Genomic DNA, 12,984 nt, shown 5'->3' on the forward strand with positions numbered 1-12,984 from the left:
TGAAGTACACCCTGATTTATTCTCTGTTGCCTGTTGCCAAAAACCAGAAAAGTCTTTACGTCACCAGTAGGCGAATTGTTATATGCTTTTCTTAGACTCCAGAAAAATACAAACTATGAGATTAGAAAAATTTGATGGTATTTACTGTTTGAACCCCAGATGTTCAAATCCCCAAAATTCAAAAAGTGTGCGGGAATGTCAAGCTTGCGGATGGCTGCTAAATTTTGTTATGCTATCAAAAAAGCAAGAGTCTAGGACTTACGCATTGACAAAATTTATATAATATGTATTGATAACTCTCTTTTATTAAGAGAAATCAGTTGAATGGAAACCAGATAGCAATCATCGTTGAAATTGGGGTTAACAGTGGAAATCCTCAAGGTGGTCTTTTAACTTCTATAATTTCACAAATATGAAAAAATAAGGTTCCTCTAGTGTCCTTAAATCCTTCTTTTTTACCAGATATACTAAAAGGTTGACAAGGAAATCCTGCTGTTAAAACATCAAAAGCTGGAAGATTACTAGGAATAATTTTTGTAATATCATCATTAGGAACTTCCCTAAAATTGTTATAATAAACTTTTTGACAGGATTCGTTGATTTCACAAGAATAGACACATTGATATCCGACTTGCTCAAAAGAAAGTCTAAAGCCACCAATACCAGCAAATCAATCAATAAATTTCAAAGGTTTAGTTGTCACTGCTAAATATTAAGCCCTAAAATTTAGGGGTTTTACTGCTGTAGGGGCTTAATATCATTAAGCCCCTTTCAAATATAAAGAATTTTTATAAAGACTTGATTCTTGATGGGTTTCTAAAACACAATTAGAACGGGGATAAGCCACACAAGTAACAGTATAACCTTGATTAATTTCTGATGGTTTGAGAAACTTTTGTTCAGTTTGATCGACTTCACCCTCAATCAATTTTGCCACACAAACAGAACATTCCCCTTGAAGACACCCCGATGGTAAACGAATTCCTGCTTCATCTGCCACATCAAGAATGTACTGATCATCAGGAACTTCCAAGGTATAGTCAAGATTGAGGCTTGGATTAATCAACCGAACTTGATAAACTGTCATCGAAACTCAAAAATTGTATCCTCTTGTTTATGCTAAAACACAATGGGGACTTTGGGCGAGATGGTTAACATTTTGCCCTAAAAGGTTATGATCGATGTTAGTGAGTTAAGTAGTTAATTATGGGTGAATCAAAACGTCGCAAAAGTGCTTTAAGGGAAAAATACGGCCAAGATGAAACCATTTTACCTTGGCTACCCATTAAAAAAAGCCAAGCGGATGACTTCTACAAATGGACAACCAAAGGTGCTTGGATAGGTATTGGTTTGATGGTGTTTCTTTGGGTTACAGTTCGTTTTATTGGCCCTACTTTTGGTTGGTGGAATGTTCAATAAACTAAAACGCCTTTAAAATGCGTTTTAGCAAGGGTCAAAGCAACTAAAAGTTTTTCCATTAATGATGAAAGCGAATGCCGAGAAAAACATCATAAAGAAAATTCCAGAAGTTTTTTGGTTCGAGTAAACCCAAAGATTGCTCACATCCTTTAGCATCTAATAATGGTTTAGTCGCATGATAAGCTGGTTTATATTTATACCAAGGAATGCTCGGCCAAAGATGATGAATTAAATGATAATTCTGCCCAAAAATCATTAAGTTGAGAATGGCACTCGGATAAACTCTGGCATTTTTCCAGCGATCGCGTTCTTTAAAGGGACGATGAGGCAAATAATCAAAAAACAATCCTAAGGCCACTCCTACCACTAAAGCAGGAACAAACCAAAAATTCATTACGTAACCTATAAAACCGTAGTGAATGCCCAAAAACACCACCGTAAACAACAATAGTCTACTGAGGAACCATTCTAATAGTTCGTATTTTCGCCAAAGACGACGCTTAAAAAAGAAAATTTCGTGATAAAAAAATCTGGCTGCAATTAACCAAAGTGGCCCACCTGTGGAGACAAAATGATCGGGATCATTGTCAGGGTCATTAACATGAGCGTGATGCTGTAAATGTACCCTTGTGAACACAGGAAAGGCAAAACCGAGCATCAAGGCACTACCATGACCTAAAATGGCGTTGAGAATACGATTACTATGAGCGGCATTGTGAGACGCATCATGAATGACTGTACCAGATAAATGAAGGGCCAAAACATTAGACACAAAACAAAGCCAACTAGGCCATCCCCATAGCCAATAGCCGCACAGGGAAATACTAATGAGTGAAATGGCAGTAAAAAACATCCAGACATTGGGGTTAAACCCCCCTGGTGCTTTGAGAAATTCCTTGGGAACGGTTGGCGGCATCTGAACGGCCTGCATTGGTATTGCTTGCTCCTTAATCAATGAAAACAATCCTTATCTTGGCTAGTTTACAGGATAAATCAATTTTAATAAAGATTTGTAACATTATCTCATTTTATGTAACAAACGGTAAAGAATTACGAATGGTGATGGAGTGATGGAGTGATGGAGTGATCGAGTGATGGAGTGATGGAGTGATGAGGTAAAATGTATGTGGCATCAAATAAATCCAAAAAGGAGCTACCAAAATGAGTGACTTAATCGCCATTGCTTACGATGACGAATTTAAGGCCGAAGAAGTGCGCCTAACTTTGGCTAAACTTCAGAAAGAACATCTTATTGAGCTTGAAGATGCTGCTGTCGTCGTCAAAGATAAGAACGGCAAAATTAAACTAAAACAAGCGGTTAACTTAACCAGTACAGGAGCAGTTAGCGGTGGTTTTTGGGGTTTATTGATTGGTACTCTCTTTTTTGTTCCGTTAGTTGGGGCCGCTGTGGGAGCAGCTACAGGAGCATTAGGGGGAGCATTGACCGATATCGGGGTTGATGATGATTTCATGCGAGAATTAGGCGAAACCTTGCAACCAGAAACATCCGCTTTGTTTGTTTTAGTTCGCCAAGTCACCCCTGATAAAGTGCTTGACGAAGTTGCCCCATTTGGAGGCAAAGTTTTGCGGACTTCTTTAAGCAAAGATCAAGAAGAAGAATTACAAGAAATTTTAACAAATCGGGGCATTTCCCTTTCCTAGAATTGATTATTAGGGTAGGTCTAACCTACCCTTCACTGATTAATAGTTTAACTTGATAATTGTGTTTTAAACGTAAAAAATGTGACAGTTTCCCAAATTTGGTTTTACAGGACAAATTATGCTAGACGAATAGTTAATAACCCAGCTATTGTCTGACCCTATAAAAACGAAGTCCGCGAAGGCGGACTAAATTCTAGGTTGCGTAGGCAACCTTTGTTTGTATAGCTTAACTCTTTAGAGTTAAAGTATTTTGTGATAATTTAGCATAACTTATCCGATAGAACCAGAAAATTAACAATTTATGAGACACAAACAACGACAAGCACTCGACTCAATTATTGTTACGGCTGAACAAATGCGTCAGATTGAAGGGCGTATTTTTGCGGCAGGAATGCCTGTGGCTGCTTTAATGGAAAAGGCTGCCATTTTAACTGCTCATTCTATTCAAGAACTTTATCCTTTATCTCAAGTTTCACGAGTGGGTATTTTAGTCGGGCCAGGTCATAATGGAGGTGATGCTTTAGTCATTGCCAGAGAATTACATTTACAAGGCTATAATATTTGTCTGTATTGTCCTTTTTCTCAGTTAAAAGAATTAACACAATATCATGCTAATTATGCTAATAGTTTAGGAATTTGTTCTTATGAAGATATTGAATTATTAGAACATTGTGAATTAATCATTGATGGTTTATTTGGCTTTGGGTTAACTCGTCCTCTCACTGGTATTATTGTTGAAGCCATAACTATTCTTAATGAATGGAATATTCCAGTAATTAGTATTGATATTCCTTCCGGGTTACATACTGATACTGGAGAAGTTTTAGGCATAGCTATTAAAGCAACTTATACTCTATGTTTAGGATTATGGAAACCAATATTTTTTCAAGATCAAGCTTTGGAATATATTGGAGAAGCAAGACGCATTGATTTTGGGATTCCAGTTAAAGATGTACGGGCTATTGTTGCCAAACCTTTCCCCCTTCAAATATTAACAAAAACCCTAGCTAAAGAATTTTTACCCTTACCTCGTCCCCTAATAACTCATAAATACAAACAAGGACGTTTATTATTAATTTGTGGTTCTTATCGTTATGCAGGAGGGGCCATTTTAACCGGGTTAGGGGCCCGGGCCAGTGGAGTAGGAATGTTATCTATGTCCGTTCCTGAGTCCCTGAAACCTTTATTAGTCAGTCATTTACCCGAAGCTTTAATTATTGAGTGTCCCGAAACTAAAACTGGAGCGATCGCGGGGTTATCTCCCTTAGCCAGCGACTTTGATCAATATGATATCGTGGCTTGTGGCCCAGGTTTAACCCAAGAAGCGACTAATATTGTCGAAAATATCTTAAGTGTCCCCCTTCCTCTAATTTTAGATGCAGATGGATTGAATATTCTGGCCCAACGGGTAATGGTTTCGGGTCTATCTCGTCGGGTAGCTCCTACTATCTTAACACCCCATTTAGGGGAATTTAAGCGACTTTTCCCTCATATTGCTGATCCTGGAGGGGATAGAATAACTGCTGTTAAGAGGGCGGCCCAAGAAAGCGGGGCTATTATTTTATTGAAAGGGGCCCGAACCGCGATCGCTGATCCTCATGGCACAGTCTGGCTAATTCCTGAGAGTACACCCGCGTTAGCTAGGGGAGGCAGTGGAGATGTCCTAACGGGGTTAATAGGGGGCTTAGTGGCGCAAAATAGCGGCACTCAGGAGATATTAAGTCGGGGGGTAGCAACGGCGGCTTGGTGGCACGCACAAGCGGGAATTTTAGCAGCACAAGAACGCACAGAATTAGGGGTTGATGCGTTTACTTTATCGAGTTATTTGCATCGTGTCGGGGCGGGTTTTTAACAGTGAACAGTGAACAGTAAACAGTTATCAGTTTAATACCAAATTTTGTTTAAATTCAAGATAAAATTAGGCAAAACTGCCTCACCAGACAATTCTGTGGGATTTTCTAACACTTCCACTCCTTTGGTAGAGCGATAAATCTCTACACGGCGATTTTGGGGGTCAATCAACCAACCCAATCTCGTCACTGCTCTCCAAGAATCCCCGCCGTTAAAAAAGCGAGCGAGTGTCAATCTGAGTCAATACCTAACGTTTTTAACCGCGCTTGTAACTCTTGGAATTTTTGTTCTACTAACTCCCGTTCTTGACGTTCCGTTTCTAGTTGTTGCTGAGTAGTTTCTAGTTGTTGTTGAGTAGTTTCTAGTTGTTTTTGGGTAGATTCCTTTAGTTGACGCTCTTTTTTGGCTGATTCTTCAGGAGTAGAGACTAAATCTCCTTCAGGTGTAAAATAGCGCAATTGTCCGTCATATATTCCTAAATATAACCCTAATTCTTGACTCCAAAACCATCCATCCTCAGTTGTTTCTATGGGTTGATACTTTCCTTCTACTAACCGAAATCCTGCTAATTCTAAAGTTACCGGATCAAACCAAAAATAATTAGGGGTGCGGAAAATATCCTGATAAATTCTTTTTTTCTCCCCTTTATCAGTATTTGCTGTACTATCTGACAAAATCTCAATAATTACATTGGGATATTTTCCCCCTTCTTGCCAAACTACCCAACTTTTTCGTTCTAATTTCCGTTCCGTGTCCAATACTAAGAAAAAATCAGGGCCACGAAAATGTTCCGATTTACTTTGATTGGGACTATAGTAAATGGTGAGATTACCAGCAGCAAAAAAATCCTCTCTATCTTGCCAAAACCACTCAAGACATTGAATTAACAGTAAAATTTGTCGTAAATGTAGATTACTTTCCAAAGGTGGTTCATCACTCCAAAACTCTCCCGTTGGAAACATTATCTCATCTAAAGGAGTTTGAGAAGATTCAAGAGTCTGGGTAAAAGTCATCTCAATATATTAGTCAGCAATGATTATCTATTCAGTATATTATATTTAATTTATAATAATCTTATTAACCACTAATCTGATTAGGGATTAGGAATAGCACGAATCAGTAAAGTTATTAGGCTTGTAGTAACAGCAACGATAATAGGAATAATTAGGGATTTTGCACCTTTAAGGTCAGATATATCTTTAACCAGAGTTTTTTGTTCTGTTTCCAGCTTCTCTAACCCATTCTCTAGAGAATCTAGCCTATTTTCTAGAGAATTAACGGTAGTTTTGACTATTGCCATATCAATTTTGAGATCAGTAACATCCTTTTGAATCTCATTAAGCTGTTGTTTGATCTCCCCTAAGACTTCCTTTAAATCAGTTTCTATAATCATTGGTATCGATGTTTTTATCAAACTCACGTTAAAATGAAACCATCAAGATATATCTCCACAACCCCAGAGTCTTATGATTTCCACCCCAACTCTTGAAGAAATCAAAACCCTAGTCTATCAACTTCCCCTATCAGAACAAATTTCTCTCTTAGAAGACCTCGAAGATAAGCTAGAAACCCCCACCTTCATGAAACTAGCACAAACAGGCTTTACAGAATGGAATGATCCAGAGGAAGATATTTACAATGTCGAATCCTAAAACTGTGGTTACAGAATCTGGGCTAACAATTTCCACAATTAATAAGGGAGGAACTTGAAAAATAGCTGATTTATCTAACAATTCTAAAGCAGATTCTTTTGTAGTTATAAATATATCAGGAAGACGAGACTTTCGCTAAGCACTTATGAGAATTATTATAACATAATTTAGATTTATAATTCTGACTTAATAATGAATTATTTTTTGAGAAATTGGATTAATAAAGTGTCCCATTGAGTTCAATTTAATTAATTTAAAATCTTCAATAGAACCTGTGCGTATTTGTCCTTTTTGATTAGTTTGCCATAGTTGACCGCTATTAACATCTAAACAACTTAACCAACCTTTCCCACAGGCCCAGGTATCAATACAAATTCGATGACCTAAATTAATCGGGTTGCCATCTTTTTGACTGGTATGACCACAAATCATGGTTTTGCCGGAATAATGAGTCTCCCGATGACAAAACTTTTGCCAAAATAATTCATATTTTGATTGTTTATCTAAAGGAAGATTAGGATCAATATTCGCATGAACGAAGATATATTTATCAGTTTCCCACCAGTCTAGACAATGATTTTCCATAAATTTCCAATGGTTTTCTGGGATATTTCCTAAAGAGTTTTTCTTACTTGTTTTGGCATAGGAATTTAACGTTTCTTCCCCCCCAATATTTAACCATAATTCTCTATCTGAACGACTATCACGGGCCTCGATCATTTTAACTTCATGGTTGCCTTTGAGGGGAATTAATTGATGAGTAGTTTCTCTCAAATAAATTAACCGATCTAAGACCCCTTTACTATCAGGCCCTTTATCAACATAATCTCCCAAGGTTACAATCCTATCATTAGATTTTAATTCCACCTTTTCTAATAATAAATCTAAGGCGATAGAACAGCCATGAATATCACCTATAGCTAAAATTCTCATACTTGACTCACTCATGAGTTCTTTCTTCCCTTAAACCATTAGCTCATTAAGGTTAAGTTAAGGAAAAACGTTTTAGTAATTTCATTAGGGTTTGGGCCCTTTTTGTTACGGTTTCCCAATCTTGTGTTTCTATTGCCATGCTAGGAAATAATTGACCTGATAAACCCACTGCTATTGCTCCTGCTTCTATGAAGTTTACTGCATTTTCTAAGGTGACTCCTCCAGTAGGAATTAAAGGAATAGAACCGAGAGGTCCTTGTAAACCTTTAATATAATTTATTCCTCCGACTGCTTGTACGGGGAAAACCTTAACACAACTGCCTCCCGCTTGCCAAGCATTAACAATTTCACTCGGAGATAAAGCCCCCGGAATAATCGGAACTCCTTGTTCTAATGCAGTTTCAATTAGGCTTAAATTTACGTGAGGAGTAAAACAAAATTGTATCCCTGATGAGATAGCGTTTTTGAGTTCATCTAAGGTTAAAATTGTGCCAGTTCCGATTAAACATTCTGGTAATTCTTGGCGTAACTTTTTAATGATTTTTGCTGGACTTTCACTATTCCAAGTAATTTCAATTAACCTCATTCCTCCAGTTGCCACTGCTTTGGCCATTTCCAGTCCCTGGTTAATATTAGTGACTCGAATAACCGCGATCGCTCGATGTTGTCTTAACATTTTTTGCCAAGACGTTGATAGTTCAAGATGTTTATTTGCCGTAGACAAGATTATTTTTTAGATGACTCTTTTGACTTTTGTATTCTAGCAAATCAACTTAATTTTCGTCCAAATCTTAGCAAGATTTAATTTTTACTGATTTTTGTCTTCAGCTTTAACCCTTATAATTACCATAGGTTATTTGTTGTTGCCATGTCCCTACACAAAATTAAGATGTATTTCCGATACCTAATATCCTAAACTAAAGAATAAGAAGATTTTTAAGAGGAAACTATATGACTCAGCAGTTTGATTACGACTTAATCATTATCGGTGCAGGAGTAGGGGGACATGGTGCAGCATTACACGCGGTAAAATGTGGACTCAAAACCGCTATCATTGAAGCAAAAGATATGGGGGGAACCTGTGTTAACCGAGGATGTATTCCCTCCAAAGCTTTATTATCTGCATCGGGAAAAGTTAGAGACTTACACAATACTCACCATCTCAATAGTTTAGGTATTCAAGTCGGAGAAGTACTATTTCAACGAGAAGTGATCGCCGACCATGCTACAAACTTAGTAAATAAAATTCGCAGTGATCTCACCAATAGTTTAAAACGTCTCAAAGTAGAAACTATTCACGGTTGGGGAAAAATTATAGATACACAAAAAATCAGTATTTTAACTGATAACGGCGAAAAAATAATCACAGCAAAAGATATCATGTTGTGTCCTGGTTCTATCCCTTTTGTCCCTCGTGGTATCGAAATTGATCATAAAACCGTTTTCACAAGTGACGAAGCAGTAAAACTAGAAATATTACCTCAGTGGATAGCCATTATTGGTAGTGGATACATTGGCCTCGAATTTTCAGATATTTATACAGCTTTAGGGTGTGAAGTCACCATGATCGAAGCATTAGATACTTTAATGCCAGGTTTTGATCCCGATATCTCAAAAATTGCTGAACGAATCTTACTTAAAACTCGTGATATTGAAACCTATTCCAGTGTATTTGCTACCAAAATTACCCCCGGTTCTCCAGTTACTATCGAATTAACTGATGCTAAAACCAAAGAAGTCATAAATATATTAGAAGTAGATGCTTGTTTAGTCGCAACCGGACGTATTCCTGCTACTAAAAATTTAGGACTCGAAAACATCGGCATTGAAACCAACCGAGGATTTATCCCCGTCAATGACAAAATGGAAGTATTACGCGACGGTGAACCTGTTCCTCATTTGTGGGCAGTGGGCGACGCAACAGGTAAAATGATGTTAGCTCATGCAGCATCAGCACAGGGAGTCATAGCGGTAGAAAATATGTGTGGTAATGATAAAACTATCGACTACCGCAGTATTCCCGCGGCCGCTTTTACTCACCCCGAAATTAGTTATGTCGGGTTAACTGAACCCGCAGCCATCACCCTTGGAGAAGAAGAAGGGTTTAAGGTAGCTTCCGTCAAAACCTATTTTAAAGGCAATTCTAAAGCCCTCGCAGAAGGAGAAACGGACGGCATTGCTAAGGTTATTTATCGTCAAGATACGGGAGAATTATTAGGGGTACATATTATTGGTATCCATGCCTCAGACTTGATTCAAGAAGCAGCAAACGCCATCGCTCAACGTCAAAGCGTCCAAAACCTAGCTTTTAATGTTCACACCCATCCTACTCTCTCAGAAGTGCTAGATGAGGCTTATAAACGCGCTGAAGTAGCTATTTAATCTGGTCTGTATTGGGTCTTAAATAAGCCCGCGAAGGCGGGCTTTGTTTCTATAGCTCAACCCTTTAGGGTTTGAGTCCATAAATTATTTTTCCGAAAAGGACACAATAGACATACAATAGATTCTTATGTATCCTAATTCTAGCTTATTATTTGAGATTTGATTGGCAAACATTCATCAATATAATCACCAGGAAAATTATCATGGCTAAAGCAAGTTTTATTCAAACCGAAGACTTTGAACAATTATTAATTGATTCTCTTCCATTAGTTGTTGATTATACCGCAACTTGGTGTGGCCCCTGTCGCGTGATCAGTCCCTTTATTGATCAACTGGCAGAAATGTATGAAGGTCGTGCTAATGTTGTTAAAATCGATATCGATCAAAACAAAGATAATGCCAAAAAATATGGCATTCGTAGTATCCCTGCTGTTCTCATTTTTAAAGATGGGGAAGTTGTAGAAACTCTCGTCGGTAAAGCCCCTTATGAAACTTTTAGCCAAGCCCTAGAAAAACATCTTTCCACAATGGACAATTAATAATTAACAATTACTTTTCCCTTGAAAGAGTTCGGAGTTCGTTGTGGATAATTTTTCCAACGAACGCAGTCTCAAAAGTTATAAGCTAAGACCCATTTAAACTGTATATTGTTTATTTATGTCCCACTACTTAAATAACATAAATTTCTCATGAGTCTCAAAATCACTATATATAAGCTAAACTTTTGATTTAATATGTATTACTTTTGTATTTTTAATGTCTCCCAATTTCATCTTTTAACGGCAAAAAGTATTCTCTTATACCAAAAATCTCGATTTTATTGCGAAATATTTTTAATAAAGAACGAGGAATCGGGCTTGACAAAGTTGTAGTATTTGTTTTATTATTTTTTCAATTATTCTTTATCATGGGAATATTTTGACTAATTTTTATAACTCCACACGACCATTATGAAAATTACCTTTTAAAGACCAGTCTGAATCGTACATGGTTTTCCTTTATTTGTCAAGCTGCCTAACTCCAATCTTGAGCATCTTCGGAAGTAGAACGACGATAAACATGGCCAAGATGATGAATTTGACGAGTTTTGTCTAATAATTCGGGTTCTGTCAACTGCCATTGTTGTAGAATCAAATCCAAATCCCGACGAATAGTCCTAGCACCAGGAAAATTCCCATAACGGATACGAAGTCGGGCTAATTCAACCAGATTATAGTCATCAGGGTTGCCCCCTAGAAGTTTATCAACCACCAGACGATCATTCTTTTCTTGAGGATGTTGCTGATCTTGAGGCATATCTGTCATTTTAAGATATTTTCAATAGTAGAGGGCGTAATTTCCCAAAAAGAAGGAGGAAGCTCCCAAATATTAATCATTTTATCAAAGCCTCCCGAAGCCAAAAACCGACCATTCGGACTAAAGGCTAAAGCATTGACCCAATCAGCGTGGTCACTAAAACGACGCAATAATCGTCCATCTTCCATAGCCCAAAGACGAACCCCATCATTACTAGCACTGGCTAGAATTTTACCATCAGGACTCAGAGCGATCGCCTGAATTTTACCCTTATGGCCTACCAAAGTAGAGATTAAGTTGCCTGTAGGGATATCCCATAACTTAATTGTTGCGTCTTGACTAGCAGTAATCAGGGTTTTGCCATCAGAAGTAATAACCAAACCAGTTATAGATTCTTTATGGGGGAAAAATTCCGATACTAAAGTTCTTTCACGTAAATTCCAAAATCTGACCCCACCGCGATTATCTCCACTAGCGACCAAATAACCATTAGGGTGCATAGCCAAAGAATAAGCAGGAGTACCAAAACCTTCTAATTGAAAGAGAAAATGAGGAGGGTTTAATGTCCAAACTCGTAGACCATCCAATGCCCCACTAACGACCAATTTACTATCAGGAGTGACAGCTAGAGCTAAAACATAACTATAATGGTCAAAAAAAGTAACTTTACCTTCAATAGCGGGCAAACTCCAAAAATGGATATCTGCATCTTCTCCACTGGTGACTAAAGTTTGTCCATTAGGGGAGAGAGCTACAGTTAAAATAGCGGAACTTTGGGCCCGCAGGGTATCAACTTCTTCTCCCGTTTCCACAGACCAAAATTTAAGAAATGGCTCATTTGTTCCTCCACCACTAATTAAGGTTCTCCCATCTCTACTAAAGATCAAAGAACGAATAGGAGTAGTGTGACCTATTAGAGTGTGACGTAGAATCGGGTCAGATAGAATACCTTGAGAAATTTGACCTGTTTGAGCTAAAGATGGGGTTTCTTGGGGGACTAATTGAGCATAAAGAGGAAATTGCCAACCCGTCATCATACTTATGAGGGTAGCAGCTAACAGACCTGGAGATAAGGGTTGTTTGAGGGGTTTTTCCCGATGTTTCATGACACTAAGAGCATAGACGGACACAAGGAAAGGATAAGATATTGTAACCCTAAGTATATTTAGCGACGGGAGTGATCATGAGTTAATCTAGGTAAAGGAGTTCTAGAAGAACTAGGGGGAAGATATCGTCTAGGAGTATTTTCAGTTGGTATAGGTTGAGTTTTTTGGATTTGCCACCAACGTAAAGCGACAGATAACAGAGAAATTAAGAGTCCCAAGGAAAGTAATGACCATTGTTGACCGACACCACCAATGACCGCATCTACAGTCCCAACAACTAGAATAAAGCTAGAAATAGGTTCTTTGCGGTAGGCAGTTCTTAAAAAGCGAGGAAATAGAGCATTCATTAATTTGTGGGATATTTAAGTAATAATTCTAATTTTAGCTTATCAGAAATTTTGGTTTAAAACCCCGTCCTGGAGGGACCGCTTTTGATATAATGGGTTTTCAGCCAGACCCCACCTGGATGGGAGAACCTTTGTGTACCGACGTTTTAATCGATCGCATTTTAAACTGGTAATCGCCATCTAATGGAAAAACAATTGAGTTCATCGGCAGAAAACCGCATTCTTTCGTGGCTTTTTGCTCTACTGAGGCTTTCCCGACATCTTGGTATAAAATGTATAATCAGCTACAATACTTTATATGGTGGGTTACGACGGGCCTTAAAAGTTATGAGTTTT

At 37.9% G+C, this 12,984-nt stretch carries 17 protein-coding genes and 1 pseudogene; 7 read left to right on the forward strand and 11 right to left on the reverse strand.

Going from position 1 to position 12,984, the window contains the following annotated elements; all coding sequences use genetic code 11:
- The first annotated feature begins 115 nt into the window (after window positions 1-115).
- Complete coding sequence (locus tag AsFPU1_RS23400; protein WP_369692077.1) at window positions 116-283, forward strand: 4-Cys prefix domain-containing protein; 168 nt, start codon at window positions 116-118, stop codon at window positions 281-283.
- Between the two features lie 93 nt (window positions 284-376).
- On the opposite strand, the gene dcm is transcribed toward AsFPU1_RS23400, so the two are convergent.
- Together dcm and AsFPU1_RS07690 are read right to left on the reverse strand one after the other, a co-directional pair.
- Entirely contained in the window at window positions 377-661 is a 285-nt protein-coding gene (gene dcm / locus AsFPU1_RS07685) for a DNA (cytosine-5-)-methyltransferase (RefSeq protein WP_227873583.1), read from the reverse strand.
- 99 nt (window positions 662-760) lie between these two features.
- Complete coding sequence (locus tag AsFPU1_RS07690) at window positions 761-1,087, reverse strand: 2Fe-2S iron-sulfur cluster-binding protein (RefSeq protein ID WP_124976406.1); 327 nt, start codon at window positions 1,085-1,087, stop codon at window positions 761-763.
- A gap of 119 nt (window positions 1,088-1,206) precedes the next feature.
- Between AsFPU1_RS07690 and AsFPU1_RS07695 the strand changes: the two genes are divergently transcribed.
- Window positions 1,207-1,419, forward strand: a complete 213-nt coding sequence (locus AsFPU1_RS07695; RefSeq protein WP_124976404.1) for a DUF2839 domain-containing protein — start codon at window positions 1,207-1,209, stop codon at window positions 1,417-1,419.
- 58 nt (window positions 1,420-1,477) lie between these two features.
- On the opposite strand, the gene crtR is transcribed toward AsFPU1_RS07695, so the two are convergent.
- Window positions 1,478-2,335 (reverse strand): beta-carotene hydroxylase, encoded by an 858-nt coding sequence (crtR, locus tag AsFPU1_RS07700; protein ID WP_438357528.1) that lies wholly within the window; start codon window positions 2,333-2,335, stop codon window positions 1,478-1,480.
- A 245-nt stretch (window positions 2,336-2,580) separates the two neighbouring features.
- Here crtR and AsFPU1_RS07705 point away from each other — a divergent pair, with 245 nt between their 5' ends.
- Together AsFPU1_RS07705 and AsFPU1_RS07710 are read left to right on the forward strand one after the other, a co-directional pair.
- Window positions 2,581-3,081 (forward strand): DUF1269 domain-containing protein, encoded by a 501-nt coding sequence (locus tag AsFPU1_RS07705; protein WP_124976400.1) that lies wholly within the window; start codon window positions 2,581-2,583, stop codon window positions 3,079-3,081.
- A gap of 301 nt (window positions 3,082-3,382) precedes the next feature.
- Window positions 3,383-4,933, forward strand: a complete 1,551-nt coding sequence (locus AsFPU1_RS07710) for an NAD(P)H-hydrate dehydratase (RefSeq protein WP_124976398.1) — start codon at window positions 3,383-3,385, stop codon at window positions 4,931-4,933.
- A gap of 32 nt (window positions 4,934-4,965) precedes the next feature.
- Here AsFPU1_RS07710 and AsFPU1_RS07715 read toward each other — a convergent pair.
- The 3 genes and pseudogenes from AsFPU1_RS07715 to AsFPU1_RS07725 form a co-directional block, all read right to left on the reverse strand.
- Window positions 4,966-5,115, reverse strand: a pseudogene (locus AsFPU1_RS07715) (Uma2 family endonuclease); the annotation flags it as partial.
- Between the two features lie 47 nt (window positions 5,116-5,162).
- Window positions 5,163-5,945 carry a Uma2 family endonuclease gene (locus tag AsFPU1_RS07720; protein WP_124976396.1) on the reverse strand — a complete coding sequence of 261 codons (783 nt, stop codon included), beginning with the start codon at window positions 5,943-5,945 and terminating at the stop codon, window positions 5,163-5,165.
- 80 nt (window positions 5,946-6,025) lie between these two features.
- Window positions 6,026-6,325: a shikimate dehydrogenase gene (locus AsFPU1_RS07725; protein ID WP_124976394.1), complete on the reverse strand. Its 300-nt coding sequence runs from the start codon at window positions 6,323-6,325 to the stop codon at window positions 6,026-6,028.
- A gap of 73 nt (window positions 6,326-6,398) precedes the next feature.
- On the opposite strand from AsFPU1_RS07725, the gene AsFPU1_RS07730 reads away from it, so the two are divergent.
- Window positions 6,399-6,584 (forward strand): hypothetical protein, encoded by a 186-nt coding sequence (locus AsFPU1_RS07730; RefSeq protein ID WP_124976392.1) that lies wholly within the window; start codon window positions 6,399-6,401, stop codon window positions 6,582-6,584.
- A gap of 186 nt (window positions 6,585-6,770) precedes the next feature.
- Here AsFPU1_RS07730 and AsFPU1_RS07740 read toward each other — a convergent pair whose 3' ends face one another.
- Both AsFPU1_RS07740 and AsFPU1_RS07745 read right to left on the reverse strand, forming a co-directional pair.
- Window positions 6,771-7,532, reverse strand: a complete 762-nt coding sequence (locus AsFPU1_RS07740) for a metallophosphoesterase family protein (protein WP_368665976.1) — start codon at window positions 7,530-7,532, stop codon at window positions 6,771-6,773.
- Between the two features lie 37 nt (window positions 7,533-7,569).
- Window positions 7,570-8,241 carry a bifunctional 4-hydroxy-2-oxoglutarate aldolase/2-dehydro-3-deoxy-phosphogluconate aldolase gene (locus AsFPU1_RS07745; RefSeq protein ID WP_124976390.1) on the reverse strand — a complete coding sequence of 224 codons (672 nt, stop codon included), beginning with the start codon at window positions 8,239-8,241 and terminating at the stop codon, window positions 7,570-7,572.
- A 227-nt stretch (window positions 8,242-8,468) separates the two neighbouring features.
- Here AsFPU1_RS07745 and lpdA point away from each other — a divergent pair, with 227 nt between their 5' ends.
- Window positions 8,469-9,899: a dihydrolipoyl dehydrogenase gene (gene lpdA / locus AsFPU1_RS07750; RefSeq protein WP_124976388.1), complete on the forward strand. Its 1,431-nt coding sequence runs from the start codon at window positions 8,469-8,471 to the stop codon at window positions 9,897-9,899.
- Between the two features lie 203 nt (window positions 9,900-10,102).
- The gene (gene trxA, locus AsFPU1_RS07755) at window positions 10,103-10,438 is read left to right on the forward strand and encodes a thioredoxin (protein WP_124976385.1); all 336 of its coding nucleotides are present in this window, start codon (window positions 10,103-10,105) and stop codon (window positions 10,436-10,438) included.
- A 475-nt stretch (window positions 10,439-10,913) separates the two neighbouring features.
- On the opposite strand, the gene AsFPU1_RS07760 is transcribed toward trxA, so the two are convergent.
- Genes AsFPU1_RS07760 through AsFPU1_RS07770 form a run of 3 tightly spaced genes read right to left on the reverse strand, consistent with a single transcriptional unit; the run spans window position 10,914 to window position 12,648 of the window.
- Complete coding sequence (locus AsFPU1_RS07760) at window positions 10,914-11,204, reverse strand: DUF3288 family protein (RefSeq protein ID WP_438357527.1); 291 nt, start codon at window positions 11,202-11,204, stop codon at window positions 10,914-10,916.
- On the reverse strand, window positions 11,201-12,325 hold the full coding sequence (locus AsFPU1_RS07765) for a WD40 repeat domain-containing protein (protein WP_227873580.1): 1,125 nt from the start codon (window positions 12,323-12,325) through the stop codon (window positions 11,201-11,203). Before AsFPU1_RS07765 ends, AsFPU1_RS07760 begins: the two co-directional genes overlap by 4 nt.
- A gap of 35 nt (window positions 12,326-12,360) precedes the next feature.
- Complete coding sequence (locus AsFPU1_RS07770; protein ID WP_124976383.1) at window positions 12,361-12,648, reverse strand: hypothetical protein; 288 nt, start codon at window positions 12,646-12,648, stop codon at window positions 12,361-12,363.
- Between the last annotated feature and the right edge of the window lie 336 nt (window positions 12,649-12,984).

Origin of the sequence: Aphanothece sacrum FPU1 (genome assembly GCF_003864295.1) — a bacterium.
GTDB classification, from domain to species: domain Bacteria; phylum Cyanobacteriota; class Cyanobacteriia; order Cyanobacteriales; family Microcystaceae; genus Aphanothece_B; species Aphanothece_B sacrum.